We start from the raw sequence: 13519 nt of genomic DNA, 5'->3' as shown, positions 1-13519 counted from the left end.
GCCATGGATCCGCGCGACGGTCTGCGATCCCGCGTCATCACAGGGCTGAAGATAATTCTGCCACTGACCGCTCTTGCCCTGTTGTCGACCTTGTTCCTGCTGTCGCGCACCGTCGATCCGACCAAGTCCATCCCGATCAGTCGCGCCGATCTGGAAAGCCGTACCGGCAGCCAGCAGATCACCGAGCCATCCTTTGCGGGCGCCACCGAGGAAGGGCACCTGGTGGCTTTCATCGCGGCAAATGCGCGGGTTGACCCCAACCAATCCGAGCGTGTGATCGCCCAGACGATGTCGGCGCGGATCGACCTATCGCATGGCGCACAGATCAACATCACGTCGCTGATCGGAACGGTGGACGATGTGCAGGGAATTGCGATTCTCGAAGGTGATGTGGTGCTGACCAGTTCGACCGGTTACCGGGTCACGACCGATATGCTGACGACAAGCATGCGAGAGGTGGCGGCGGAATCCAGCGGGCCAATCAGCGGAATCGGTCCGCCCGGCAAGCTGGATGCCGGTAAAATGACACTCTCCTCCGATCCGCAGACAGGTGACGTCCATTTGCTTTTCACAAACGGCGTCAAGCTGATATATGATCCGCGAAACTGAGAAAGACCAACCTGTGCCGTTCCGCCGCCATTCCCTGATCGTCGCCGCCCTGGTGTGTGCCGTTGCCGTCCCCGGACTGGCCGGGTTTGCGCGGGCGCAAAGCACCAACCTGGCATTCGGAGTGATCCAGCAGGATACCTCGTTGCCGGTTGAGGTGACGGCTGACAGCCTGTCCGTCAGCCAGCAGGACGGAACTGCGATCTTTACCGGCAATGTCGTGATCATCCAGGGCGAGATGCGGCTGGCGGCCCCGCGCGTTCTTGTCGTCTATGCAGAGGCCACGGAAGGCCAGCAGGGCAGAATAGCCCGGCTGGAAGCAACCGGCGGTGTAACCCTGGTCAGCGGGCCGGACGCGGCCGAGGCAGAGCGCGCCGATTACAATGTGGATGGCGGTCAGGTCGTGATGCAGGGGAATGTTCTGCTGACCCAAGGCGGCAGTGCCCTGACTTCCGAGCGGATGACCGTGGATCTCGAAGGGGGCACGGCGCAGATGGATGGGCGCGTAAGGACCATCCTGCGCGGATCGGATTGAGAATGGCGAAACCCCAATTGACCGTCACCGAGGGGCAATCGGGCCTGCGTGTCAGACATCTTTTGAAAAGCTACAAGAAGCGTGTCGTGATCCGCGATTTCAGCATGGAGCTGAACCGCGGCGAGGTGGTGGCCCTTCTGGGTCCCAACGGTTCCGGTAAATCAACCACGTTCTATGCCATCGCGGGGCTGGTCTATCCCGAAGGCGGGCAGGTCACCATCGACGGGCGCGACGTGACCAACCTGCCGATGTATCGCCGCGCCAAGCTGGGCATCGGCTATCTGCCGCAGGAAATGTCGATCTTTCGCGGCCTTTCGGTCGAGGACAACATCGGCGCCATTCTGGATATCTCGGTCAAGGACCGGCACAAGCGTCGCGAGCGCCTGGAAGAACTGCTGTCGGAATTCTCGATCGAGCATCTGCGCCGGGCGCCGGCACTGGCCTTGTCGGGTGGTGAAAGGCGGCGGGTCGAAATCGCCCGCTGCCTGGCAGCAGACCCGAAATACCTGCTGCTGGACGAACCCTTTGCCGGGGTTGACCCGATCAGCGTGGGCGATATCCGGCATCTGGTCGCTGATCTGAAGAAACGCGGGATCGGCGTGCTGATCACCGATCACAATGTCCGCGAGACGCTCGAGATCGTGGATCGCGCCTATATCCTGCATGACGGAAAGGTGTTGATGTCAGGCACGCCCGACGAAGTCGTCCAGAACGAGAATGTGCGCCGCGTCTACCTTGGCGAAGGCTTTCGCATCTCGTGATGATGCGGACTTTCCGGAAACGGTATTGTGCCGCAGCAAAGCGCCTGAACCGCTTGTTCTGATTGACAGACCCCCATGCATTCGCCTCCAATGGAGTTATGACAGTCAAGCCGAGTCCTTCTTGTTCAGTTGGTGCCTTATCATCGTGGCAAGGCCGGAAGCACGCTGCACGACCGTCCAAATCCAGCAATCGGGTGTGAGGAGGACATGGCTGGACAGCCATGCAAGGCGCCCCCGAATTGTCATGCAAAGGAGACATGATGCGCTATCAGATCAGTGGCAAGCAAATCGACATTGGCGAAGCCCTTCAAACCCATGTGAAGAACGAAATGGGTATCGTGATGGCAAAATATGCGCAGCGTCCCACAGATGCGACAGTCGTATTTTCCAAGTCGGCCCATGAGTTTGTCTGCGAAGCGACAGTGCACCTGTCCAGTGGGCTGACTGCGGCGGCCAAAGCCCATGCCAATGAGATCTACGCTGCTTTTGATGCCTGCAACGAGAAAATGGACAAGCAGTTGCGCCGCTACAAGCGCCGCCTGAAGGACCACCACCGGGAGTGGACCGAGCCGGTTGAACTCATGGGCGCGTCCTCGTATATCCTCGCGGCTGAGGGGAATAACGAGGATTCGGAGCCTGCTTCGCTGCAACCGATGATCATCGCCGAGATGGAGACGAAGATACCTTCTCTGTCGGTGGGTGAAGCGGTCATGCAAATGGAGCTTGCAGGCGCGCCGGTTCTGGTTTTCCGAAACGAAGGTAAGGCCGGAGTGAACGTGGTATATCGCCGCGAAGACGGCAATATCGGCTGGATAGACCCGCGATAACGGCAGCGGGCGCCGGAAACCGGAGCACTGAGCGCGCATGAAGATTTCGACGATCCTCAGACCCGAGGCTGTAAAGGTCATCACCTCGGCAACGAGCAAGAAGCGGCTTCTTCATGATCTGGGAGAGCTGGCGGCATCGGTCTACAAGATCAATGCCGCCACTGCCGTCGAAGCCCTGATCGAACGCGAGACCCTGGGGCCGACAGGCGTCGGCCATGGCGTTGCCCTGCCACATGCGCGCATTCCGGGGCTTGATGCCGTGCAAGGCGCTTTCATCCTGCTGGAAAAACCGATCGACTTCGACGCGGTTGACCGTGCGCCGGTCGACATCATCTTTGCCCTGTTCGCGCCCGAGAACGCCGGGGTCGAACATCTCAAGGCGCTGGCGCTGGTGTCACGCACCCTGCGCGAACCTTCGGTCTGCACCAAGCTGCGTGCAAACACCGATCCCGTGACGCTCTATACCATTCTGACAGAGGCGCAGACCGTGCAGGCCGCCTGATCAACCGATCTGTTGCCAGTCTGAAAACCCGAAGGTCGTGTAGTCGCGCTGATAGATCCCGCTCACGCAGTCTTCGATGTCCTCATCGTATATGTCTGACAAGGCAAAGGGGCGGTCGGTGGGCGCGTCTTGCGGGATGGGCGGATCATCATGCCCCATCTGCTGCGCGAGCGCCGGCAAATATACCTCGATCTCATCCTCGCGCAGGATCATGTCCGGCAATGCGAACTGCGCATAGCCCTGTAGAACCTGCAACTGGCTGGCCCAGGAGGCATCCACGCGCACCATGGTCTGCCCTGCAAGATTAGCCTTGAGGAAATCCAGGAACACCTTGAAGGCCGCGCGATGCGCGTCTTTGTCATAACCGGGATCAGGTAGTGTCTCAGGGATCTGCAAACCATGCGACTTTCGCAGGATCTTGCGTATTTCCGTGAAATTGCCAGGGCCGGGGATCAGGATCTTTTCGCAGAAGGCCGCATGTGCACGGGCAACCGGATGACGCAGAACGGTAAAGCTGCGATGAACAGAATGGGCGCGCATCCACTGTCGCAGGGTCTTCTGGGTGAACTTTGTCTGCAAACCATCACTGTCGACCCCATCCAGCGCGGCCATCCATTCCATAACCTGGGTTTCCGGACCGGACCTTATGGGCAAATACAAAAGCGGGGAACGCGCAGCCGCCACGTAACCCGGCACGGCAGCACCCCGGCGCGGTTCAAAGTTCGGCGTGCGCGTCAGGTTGAAGCGATCAAGCCTGGCCAGGGCATCGGCCATCTGGTCGAAATTCCGCACCTTCTCGGAAATCGCCTCGGGGTTTTGTTTTTTCAGGCTCTCGTCCAGGCTGTCCAGCTGCTGTTCGATCCCCAGGAAACGCGCCAGCCCGTTCATCACCGCCACATCCTGCAGGTCTTCATAGGCCACGTAGAAGGCAGTTTGGCCGGTGACTTGCAGCGCGTGCAGCAAGGTGATCTGAAACTCCTGCAAGGCGGTCAAATGCGCCTCGAACTCGGCGCGGTCGAAGACGGCCCTCGCCTCTTTCCGCTTGGCGACATTGGTCAGCTTCCACTGCCCGGTGGCCTGCGCGATTTTCCAGGACACGTAGCTGTCGACCGGATTGCGCGTCAGTATGATCTTGGCGCATCGCGGATCGGACAACGCAATGTCCAGCACTCGCTGATCATGATCGTGAAAGAACCTGAACCCACCCAGACCCGCCGTGCCGTGCTTGACCGCTTCGATCAATCGCTGCGGATCCGCATCACGCATCGGCTGCGTGATACCCAGGATATCGGTACGGTTGGGATAGCCGATGAAATGCGGGTTGAAGGCTTCGCCAAGGCAGGTCAGCCCGTCATAGGCATTCAGATTGGTTTCCAGGAAATTCGATCCTGTCCGCATTTCGGCAAAAACGATGAAATAATCGAACCGTCCTGATTTCATCAGCGCACCAGATACGGTTTGCGCGGCGATTGGGGCATCGACGGCAGGTCACGCGCCACGGGGAAATCGCCCATCAGATAGGGGTGCATGCCCTGGTTCTTGAGGTTCTGCAGGAATTGGCCGAAACCATCCAGCTCGACCATCTTGGGAACCTCGGCCAGACGTCGCAGAGCCCGATTGCCGATCTCGTCCAGGATCGTCTGCAGGGGCTCCATCGGCGCTTCGATGAATTCGGCCATGGTCCATATCCGGACCTTGGCCTTGACGTAGGGTGAACGCAAGATGTTCAGATGTTCGCTTTCGATCCGTTGCAACAAGGCTGCTTCCTTCCGGATATCAGCGAAATTCCGGTTGGACCGAAACAAAGGAACCGCCCAGGCACCCGAGATCACGGAAACCTGTGCATTCGGGTCCTTGGCGAATTCCCACCCGATGTCCTGGTTATCTGCCGGGCCGAACTGAAAGCACTGCCTTTCGCCGCGCGTGTTCCAGATCAGGTTACACAAGAAGGATCGGGGGTTGTAGTCACGCAGCACCGCACTGTCAGACAGCGCGCCGTTCATCAGGCTTTGTCCACCTGCGAATTCGACACGATCAGGCGCGAACAGATGCCCATGCACACGCGCGCTGGTTGCCTTGGCCAGCCAGCCTTCGAAATCCTCGAATAGATCGGAGAACCCCTCGAACACGGAATAGGGGCTGGATGTGATACCGTTTTCCCAGCCTGGGTTCGGAAAGCGGCTTTGCATGTAAAGCCCGGCACGCCCGCGCGTCCGGCGTTCGACCGCCTTGGCGAAGATACGGTCGATCTTTCCCGGGTTCGGCTCTGTCTTCTTCATGGCGCCAGCGGCATCGGTCAGGAAGACTTCGTAAAGCCGGTTCGCATGAGGCCATATCTTGCGCGCCACGAAACAGTCAGACCGCCGCAGCAATTGCAGGTGGTCATCGTAGAAAATATGCGGCTTGCCCTGAAAATCGAACTTGCTGAGTGTCAGCGAACGGCTTTCGATATGGCTGGAATAGAGCCTTGCAAGCGACTGGAAATAGCTTTCATCGGGGATCCAGACGCGTTTGAAAAAGCTGTCATAGGTGGATCGTTCCGGATCCTGAAGGATCGCGGACAGGGTCTGACGGGTCAGACACCACCACTGGCTTCCCATATGCGGCACCAGCCCGTTCGGCATCTTGCGTTTCAGACCGATCTTGCGCTGCAGCTTGACGAAAGCATCGAACAGGTACCTTTGACGCTTCCATGAAAAGGGAAAACGCAGCGTGAACCTTTCCTGATCAAGGCCACCGACAGTCCAGGGGACATCGGCAGTCGTGGCGCTTTCGATGAAATCGGTTCTCGGGCGCGCGGCAAGATAGTCGATCAACTCCTGCACCGGGCGAAGCGGCAGACAAGAGCCGGAGGCAAGGTAGACATGTCGCACATCAGGGAACCGGGCCAGCATCATCTCGGCCCCGGCTTGCGATGCGGCGACAATGCCCCATGTGCCCCATTCGCAGCGATGCCGCTTGCAGAACTGCACCTGGTCAAGGTCTGACAGCGCGTCGACAAAGGCCGTATAGGTCTTTTTCGGAACGGACCTGTCCACATGGATGACGACAGAACAGCCCCCCGCCGCCCAATGGCGTGCGACCTGCTCGGCCCGGCCCAGGGCCGTATGGACAAGCATCACGATCCCGACGCTCATGCCCAGTTACCCTTGGACATGAGGCCCAGAATCTCCAGCTGGCGCCAGTTGATGTATCTCTCGGACCACTTGCACCAAAGATCCGGGTCGTCCTGCAGGGTTTCGGCATAGGCCTTGTATTCCACCGAGGCCGCGTAATGCTGCTTGCGCGTCAATTCTTCCTGGGCCTTGGCCGGAAAGGTGTTCATGAACTTGGCATGCAGCAGAACGCCACTGGCCTTTTCCCCGCCCCACTCGTCGTAGACCAGGTTCAGACCGCGCGGCAACAGCATATGGGTCGAGCTGACATAGGTGTAGCGCTTGTCCCATTTGACCAATGGTATCTTGTTCAACGCCGGCGCCTTTTCAGGCTGGTTCGCAAAGAACACGCGGCTGCGGGGCCCGCCCTGTATCCAGAGATTGCCGAACCGCTTGTTGCGCTTGATGCTGTAGTTGCCCGCATCGAACCAATTGGCAATCTCGATCGGGTCCTGGCCTTGCCGATAGGTCTGCGCGCTGATCGGACCCTTGGGATACATATCCAGCAGCATGGCCGCGAAGGACTTGATCGACGACGCATCCAGCCAGTCGGTCAACGCCCTGAGCGATCGGGTATCGCAGAAAGGATAGATCAGGAATTCATCCGGATCGACGACAAGCGACCAATGCCCATGGGCATGTTGCATCTGCAGCCAGTTCAACCAGTCCACGCCGAAACGCGCCCGTTTGTATCCGTGCCTTGTATGCCACAAGGACACATCGGGCTGGTCCGCAAGATATTCCAGGGACCCATCCGTGCTGTCGTTATCCACCAGAAGGAAGTGGTTCACGCCCATGTCACGGTAGTATTGCAGGAAATAGGGAAGCCGCAGCTGTTCATTGCGAAGCGTCGAGAACAACAGGATATCGCCCGGCTTGATCTTGTCCGTCCTGCTGGTCACGGGTCGCAATTCGCGCCGCTTACGCCAGGCGCGCAGCAGCCAGCGCTTGCGCTGAAGTCTCAGACGATATGACTGCCAGACGCCCAATCCTTGCCTTCCATACCTCGCCAAGCGCCTTGCGGGTGCCTGACAAACAATCACAAACAGCTTAACACGGCGTTGAAGTGGTCCTGCCAAAGGGGCGGTTTGAACCTGTTGCCTGCATTCTGCCTGTCGTGCTGATCCGAAGCCAGCATCATTATTTTATCGCGCCAAAGATACCTGTCCTTGACGTTTGCGTAAATGGGATAATCGCCAAGGGTTTCACGATATATTCCCAGATTGTTGCAGATGACGGGCACGCCCAGCGCAAGCGCCTCGGCGGGGGGCAGGCCGAACCCTTCCGCCACGCTGGGAAAGAGCGCCCCGCAAGATCGCACCAGCAGCGCCGCGATCTGTTCGTCCGACAGGCCCGGCATTTCGAACACATGTTGCCTGAGCAGCGGATCATGATCCAGGCGGGCAAAAACCTCGTTGTTTTTCCAGCCACGCGCCCCGCAGATCAGCAGTTGCGGCACCTGGTCTGCGGGCAATGTCGCTGCCATCTCTGCCCATAGGTCGAGCAGAAAGATGTGGTTCTTGCGCGGTTCGATCGTGCCAACCGTGGTGAAACAGGGTCTGTTCTTGTCAAATCCGACTGGAAAGGGCGCGTCATCCTCCGGCCAAGGAACATCCACGCCCAGATGCGCGACCCTGATGTCCGGGACTGGCCCAAGCGGTTGCATGTGACGGATGACATCATCGCGGGTCTGGGCCGAATTGCACAGAATGACGCTGGCGTGGCGCTGCACCCGCCGCACCATGTTCCGAAACGCCTCGGGCGATCCGTCCCGCTGATACTGAGGGAAATCAAGCGGGATCGTGTCGTGGATCATCACGACGATCCGTGCGTCCAGACCGGGTCGCATCGCCTGCAGGACCTGATTGGAAAGATTGGTGTGGCCCACATTCACATAGGCAGTGCCCGCCGGAAGGTGCTTGGCCAGCATCTTGCCCAGACGCGATGGCAATGATCGTGCAAGGGCAATGCGGCGCATGTCGGATTCCGCGCGCTGGCGGTTCTCGCTCAGTCCACGCCGCAAGCGGGACAGCAGATCAGGGCGGCCCCACGGGTCCTGCCCCGACAACTTGCGGCGGCAAACCGTCAAGCCTTGACGATCCAGCAGCAGACAGCCCCATGCGGTTCTGATCAGCCCGAAAACAGAGACTGAATCGGCCAGAAAGGCATCCAGATAGGCCAGCTCCACCCTGTCGATGCCGGTGGGCAAACGGGCTGCACGCCTGACCAGTCGCGTGAGGTCAAGCAACCGCGCCGCAGTGGGTTCAGTCACTGTAATGCCCGGTTTGATGCCAACGCCAGGCATCCGCGATCATGGTGCGCATCGTCGAGCGTGCAGGCGTCCACCCCAGCTCTTGAGCGGCGCGGGAAGACCCTGACACAAGCTTGGTGCAGTCGCCCGCCCGTCTCGGCCCTTCAACGACCGGGACAGGCTGATTGGTGACGGCACGGGCCTCTTCGATCACCTCGCGCACCGAAAACCCCGTTCCTGTACCAAGATTGAACACACGCGATCCCTGCCCCTGCTCCAACCAGCGCAAACCCAGCACATGCGCGTCCACCAGGTCGCAGACATGGACATAATCCCGGATGCATGTCCCGTCGGGAGAGGGGTAATCGACACCGTGTATCGTCAACGCGTCGCGTTGCCCGTCGATGGCCTGAAGCAGCAAGGGGATCAGATGGGTTTCAGGTTGATGGAACTCACCAATCTCGGCCTCTGGATCCGCGCCGGCCACGTTGAAGTATCGGAAAATCACGTGATTCAAGCCATAGGCCACGCTGAAGTCGCGCAGAATCTCTTCGATTGCGCGCTTGCTGGCACCGTAGGGATTGATCGGATGTTGCTGGCTATCCTCGTTCAATACGACGTTGTCCTGATCGCCATAGGTTGCACAGGTCGACGAAAAGACAACATTCATGCAGCCGGCCGAAACCGCGGCTTCGATCAGGCGAAGCGACCCTGTTACGTTGTTATCCCAATATTTCCCGGGGTCAGCCACGCTTTCGCCTACCAGGCTGAGCGCTGCAAAATGCATGACGGCAACGGGCCGATAGGTCTGGAATACCTGATCCAGTCGGTCGCGATCACGCAGGTCGCCATGTTCGTAAGGGCCGAACTTGACCGCGTTGCGCCAGCCGGTGCTCAGGTTGTCAAAGGTGACAGGGATGTACCCGGCCTGATGAAGCGCTTTGCAAGCGTGCGACCCTATGTATCCCGCACCGCCCGTCACCAGAACCGTTTTCAATAGTCAGCTCCCGCAGCGTTCACTCGGCTGCCAGATCCTGCGAGATGATCTCTCGCAGGTAGCGTGCCAGATCGTCCCTCAGATCAGCCCGAGACAGCCCGAAAGAAACGGTTGCCTGAAGGAAACCGGCCTTTGACCCGCAATCGAAGCGCTGTCCACGGAAACGATACCCGTAGACTTTCCGCCCCTCTTCGATTTCTTGCGCGATGGCATCGGTCAACTGGATTTCGCCGCCGGCACCTGTTTTCATCTTGTTGAGATTGTTCAAAATATGCGGGGTCAGGATATAGCGTCCGATCACGGCAAGGTTCGAAGGCTGCGTACCGGCCGCCGGCTTTTCAACCATGCCCTTGACTGAAACAACGGTCCCCATGTCCTCTTGGATGTCGAGAATACCGTAGGACGAGGCCCGCTCGGGTGAAACCTCCATCGCGGCGACGATGTTGCCGCCCGTCTCGTTATAGGCTTCGACCATCTGCTGCAGACAGGGCTTTTCAGCGGCGATCACGTCATCAGGCAGAATCACGGCGAAAGGCTCGTCCGCGATCAGTCTGCGGGCGCACCAGACGGCATGCCCAAGCCCCAAGGCCTTGTGCTGCCGGATATAGGCGATCGCGCCGCTGTCCATATTGGTGGTCTTGAGGATCTCAAGAAGTTCGGTCTTGCCCTTTTTACGCAGTTCCGACTCAAGCTGCGGCGCATGGTCGAAGTAGTCTTCAAGCGCGCCCTTGCCCCGCGAAGTCACGAAAATGAACTCCTTGATACCGGCCGCGCGCGCCTCGTCGATCGCGTATTGGATCAACGGCCGGTCAACCAGGGTCATGATCTCCTTCGGCACAGATTTCGTCGCGGGCAGGAATCGTGTTCCCAGGCCGGCGACCGGAAAAATGGCTTTCGTGAGTTTCTTCCGCATTCCTCGAATCCTTGGCAAACAACCGCAAAAGGCGGCACATAACAGATAAGTTCATTATCACTCTTTTGAATGGATAGGCACGTCAAAAGGTGAGGAATCGGCCGTTTTTCACCGATCCTGCAGGAGATCTGTCAATGGCACCTCAGAACCGGGCCGCGCCGATCCTTTCGATCTCTCTTGCAACGCGGCTGGACAGTCGGCTGAAACGAAAAAGCGCCCCGCTGCGATCGCTGCGCCCGAAAAGGCCACCTGTCTGTTCCCAGTAACCGGCCGGGTGAAACCTTACCCTGTGATAGAGCGCGGTGCGCGACAGCAGGAAAAGCGAGACTGTCTTGCCCTGTTCTGCTGAACGGATTGCTTGCTCGCGCAACGCGCGGGCCTGGGTCAGATACCCTTGAATGATATGGTGACCGGATGAAAACAGGCTCGGAAACGGCAGGAAACCGGTTTGCGCCTCTGGCATTGCCATGGGTACGGTCAATTCCCGGGTTCGCCCTTCCACAAGACCGTCGGACCATCCCCGCAGCAGGCGGCGAATATCGCCAGGTTCTTGCTGTCCGGTCATCATCTGGGACAACAGGCGCTTGCGCTGCTCGGACAGCGCGGCGGCAAGTGTCACATCATGTTGCGCGGAAGGGCAGTGCTTTCTGAGGAAAACAACGGTCGATGCCGCGATCTGGCGCAGATCCCGCACGGTCCTGTCCTGTCGACGCCTGGGGCTTGCGGCATATCCGTGATGAACCTGCGCCAAGGGCACGATGGCCGTCGCATGGCCAGCTGCGGCAAGGCGCATGTTCACATCGGTTTCGTCCATGTAGAAATGGAATGCCGGATCGAAACCGCCCATCTGCGCCAGCACATCGCGGCGAATGGCCATGTTCGTGCCCTCGGTCTTTACGGCCCACCCGGTCGGCGGCGTCAGAATTGTCGGATTGCGGGGGTTCAGTGCCACATCACGGGTGGTTCCCGCGTGATCCACCACACGTCCCCGCCATTGGTAGGATATGCCGTTCCGCCCAAGAACAAATCCCCCTGCCGCCGCCACCGAAGGATCGACAAATGGCATGACCAGATGATCCAGCCACCTGGGTTCGGGCACTGCGTCATCGTCGATGAAGGCAACAACCTGCCCTGCCGCCTGGGCAATACCGCGATTGCGGGCCGCCGCGATATTCGGCTCCTCGAAGGCTACGGATTTGATCGATTCGGCGAATGGGAGGTCCTTCACGGCCCGCAGACCGGATTGATCGGCGACCACGATGACCTCGTAGACCGGATAGGTCAGGCGCGCGACAGCTGCCAGGCATAGCGACAAGGCCGCCGGTCTTTGCCGACTGACGATGACGATACTGACCCGGGGTTCTGTCATTCCATGCCCATTTCCGCCATCATGGTTTCAAGTCGTGCCACATCCTCGGGGTTGTTCAATTCCCAGAACTGACGTCCGCGCGCATCCACCTCGACGCAGAGAAGCCTGCGGCCATTCTCAAGGAACCTGAGTTGTTCAAGGCCCTCAAGGCTTTCCAGGGGGCCGGTTGGCCAACCCATGTAATCGGCAAGTGCGGCCGGTCGGTAGGCATATACGCCGACATGGTGAAAAACAGGGGTGTCTTCGTCCTGTGCATAACGGCGCGAGGTATAGGGAATAACCTCTTTCGAGAAGTATAATGCGTGTCTGTTATGGCTGAAAACGGCCGTTGTCCCGCCGACGCGGCCATTCTTGCGATCGTCGAGAAAGCCGTTCAACGCGCGACCGTCGCAGCGCAGAACCGGCGTGGCCACCTGTGCGGCGGAATCGGCATCCAGCCCTGCGATCAGGTCCTCTACGAACCAGGGGGGCGTCAGCGGAGCGTCGCCCTGAAGGTTCACGACCATGTCGAACCCAAGGCCCAGGGCGGCATGTGCCTCGGCGCAGCGCTCGGTTCCGTTCTGACAATCGCTTGAGGTCATGACGACCTCTGCGCCAAAGGCTTCCGCCGCCACCCGGATGCGATCGTCATCGGTGGCAACCACAACCCTGTCAACGCCGCGCACCTGCATCGCGGCCCGCCAGGAGCGTTCAATCAGGCTCTGTTTCAGCCCGGTTGCCCCGGTCAAGGCCACAAGTGGTTTGCCGGGATAGCGGGTCGAGGCATAGCGGGCGGGAATGACGATAAGGACAGACATCAGGGTTTCTTCAACTCGACTCCGGGGGCATAGGCAATGAAAAACGGATTGGCATAGCCTTCCTTGCCATACGTCAGGGGGCTGTGATCATCGAAGCGCACGACATCTCCGCCCGCGCCGCGCAACACGGCATGGCCGGCTGCCGTATCCCATTCCATCGTCCGTCCGACCCTGGGATAGAGATCCGCCTCGCCGGTCGCGACAAGACAGAACTTGAGCGATGACCCGGCGCTTGTCATGTCTCTGACCGCATATTTCGAGATGTAGTCATCAGTCGCCTGATCACGATGCGACTTGGACGCCACGACCATCAGCGCTGCATTATCGGGTGTCCCGACACGGATCGGGGTTACGTCGCCCATCATCGCCGGGTCCAGCGCGCCGGTTTCCTCGACAGCGGTGCCGTCGGCGAGGGTGAAGAACATCCGCCCGCGCGCTGGCGCATAGACGACGCCACGCGTCGGCACACCAGTCTCTACATAGGCGATATTCACGGTGAAGTCGCCGCGCCGGTTCACGAATTCCTTGGTGCCGTCCAGCGGATCTACAATCAGAAACCTGTCGGCCATCTGCAAATGTGACGCGGCCTGTTCTTCCGTGACCAGGGTGATTTCCGGAAAGGCAGCCCGCAACCCCGCCGAGATCAGGGCATCAGCCGCCTCGTCCGCCTCGGTCACGGGGCTCGAGTCGGACTTCACCTTGACTTCAAAATCGTCAGCCTCGTAGATCTTCATGATGACCGCACCAGCCTCGATGGACAGGCGGCGCATGACTTCGGTCAGTTTCTGGTAATCCAATCACATACT

Annotated in this window: 14 protein-coding genes; 5 read left to right on the top strand and 9 right to left on the bottom strand. The window is 59.4% G+C overall.

From position 1 onward, the window contains the following. Positions 1–3: 3 nt before the first annotated feature. From lptC to ACFQ3C_RS11050, 5 genes are all read left to right on the top strand, one after another. A complete protein-coding gene (gene lptC / locus ACFQ3C_RS11070; protein ID WP_380791671.1) occupies positions 4–609 on the top strand; it encodes an LPS export ABC transporter periplasmic protein LptC in 606 nt (201 codons plus the stop codon). Further along, a complete protein-coding gene (locus tag ACFQ3C_RS11065) occupies positions 593–1141 on the top strand; it encodes an LptA/OstA family protein (protein WP_380791669.1) in 549 nt (182 codons plus the stop codon). The genes lptC and ACFQ3C_RS11065 overlap by 17 nt, the downstream gene beginning before the upstream one ends. Positions 1142–1143: 2 nt before the next feature. Continuing rightward, positions 1144–1902 (top strand): LPS export ABC transporter ATP-binding protein, encoded by a 759-nt coding sequence (lptB, locus tag ACFQ3C_RS11060; RefSeq protein WP_380791667.1) that lies wholly within the window; start codon positions 1144–1146, stop codon positions 1900–1902. A 260-nt stretch (positions 1903–2162) separates the two neighbouring features. Further along, entirely contained in the window at positions 2163–2729 is a 567-nt protein-coding gene (gene hpf, locus ACFQ3C_RS11055; protein ID WP_380791665.1) for a ribosome hibernation-promoting factor, HPF/YfiA family, read from the top strand. 37 nt (positions 2730–2766) lie between these two features. After that, on the top strand, positions 2767–3231 hold the full coding sequence (locus tag ACFQ3C_RS11050) for a PTS sugar transporter subunit IIA (RefSeq protein WP_380791663.1): 465 nt from the start codon (positions 2767–2769) through the stop codon (positions 3229–3231). Here ACFQ3C_RS11050 and ACFQ3C_RS11045 read toward each other — a convergent pair whose 3' ends face one another. The 9 genes from ACFQ3C_RS11045 to cysQ all read right to left on the bottom strand — a co-directional run bounded on the left by ACFQ3C_RS11045 (position 3232) and on the right by cysQ (position 13510). Next, the gene (locus ACFQ3C_RS11045) at positions 3232–4671 is read right to left on the bottom strand and encodes a sulfotransferase family 2 domain-containing protein (RefSeq protein ID WP_380791661.1); all 1440 of its coding nucleotides are present in this window, start codon (positions 4669–4671) and stop codon (positions 3232–3234) included. It lies immediately after the preceding gene. Beyond that, positions 4671–6368: a DUF5927 domain-containing protein gene (locus ACFQ3C_RS11040; RefSeq protein ID WP_380791659.1), complete on the bottom strand. Its 1698-nt coding sequence runs from the start codon at positions 6366–6368 to the stop codon at positions 4671–4673. Before ACFQ3C_RS11040 ends, ACFQ3C_RS11045 begins: the two co-directional genes overlap by 1 nt. Then, a complete protein-coding gene (locus ACFQ3C_RS11035; protein WP_380792131.1) occupies positions 6365–7351 on the bottom strand; it encodes a glycosyltransferase family 2 protein in 987 nt (328 codons plus the stop codon). The genes ACFQ3C_RS11040 and ACFQ3C_RS11035 overlap by 4 nt, the downstream gene beginning before the upstream one ends. 74 nt (positions 7352–7425) lie before the next feature. After that, entirely contained in the window at positions 7426–8658 is a 1233-nt protein-coding gene (locus ACFQ3C_RS11030; RefSeq protein ID WP_380791657.1) for a glycosyltransferase family 4 protein, read from the bottom strand. Continuing rightward, complete coding sequence (gene galE, locus ACFQ3C_RS11025; protein WP_380791655.1) at positions 8651–9634, bottom strand: UDP-glucose 4-epimerase GalE; 984 nt, start codon at positions 9632–9634, stop codon at positions 8651–8653. The genes ACFQ3C_RS11030 and galE overlap by 8 nt, the downstream gene beginning before the upstream one ends. A gap of 19 nt (positions 9635–9653) precedes the next feature. Next, a complete protein-coding gene (gene galU / locus ACFQ3C_RS11020) occupies positions 9654–10547 on the bottom strand; it encodes a UTP--glucose-1-phosphate uridylyltransferase GalU (RefSeq protein WP_380791653.1) in 894 nt (297 codons plus the stop codon). A gap of 142 nt (positions 10548–10689) precedes the next feature. Beyond that, a complete protein-coding gene (locus ACFQ3C_RS11015; RefSeq protein WP_380791651.1) occupies positions 10690–11916 on the bottom strand; it encodes a glycosyltransferase family 2 protein in 1227 nt (408 codons plus the stop codon). Beyond that, the gene (locus ACFQ3C_RS11010) at positions 11913–12713 is read right to left on the bottom strand and encodes a 3-deoxy-manno-octulosonate cytidylyltransferase (protein ID WP_380791649.1); all 801 of its coding nucleotides are present in this window, start codon (positions 12711–12713) and stop codon (positions 11913–11915) included. Before ACFQ3C_RS11010 ends, ACFQ3C_RS11015 begins: the two co-directional genes overlap by 4 nt. Continuing rightward, the gene (gene cysQ / locus ACFQ3C_RS11005; RefSeq protein WP_380791647.1) at positions 12713–13510 is read right to left on the bottom strand and encodes a 3'(2'),5'-bisphosphate nucleotidase CysQ; all 798 of its coding nucleotides are present in this window, start codon (positions 13508–13510) and stop codon (positions 12713–12715) included. Before cysQ ends, ACFQ3C_RS11010 begins: the two co-directional genes overlap by 1 nt. Positions 13511–13519: the final 9 nt, after the last annotated feature.

The sequence above is a fragment of the Seohaeicola saemankumensis genome, from assembly GCF_042678485.1.
Lineage (GTDB): Bacteria > Pseudomonadota > Alphaproteobacteria > Rhodobacterales > Rhodobacteraceae > Seohaeicola > Seohaeicola saemankumensis.
Note: the sequence above shows the minus strand (reverse complement) of the source record. Positions and strands in the feature narration are given on the sequence as shown.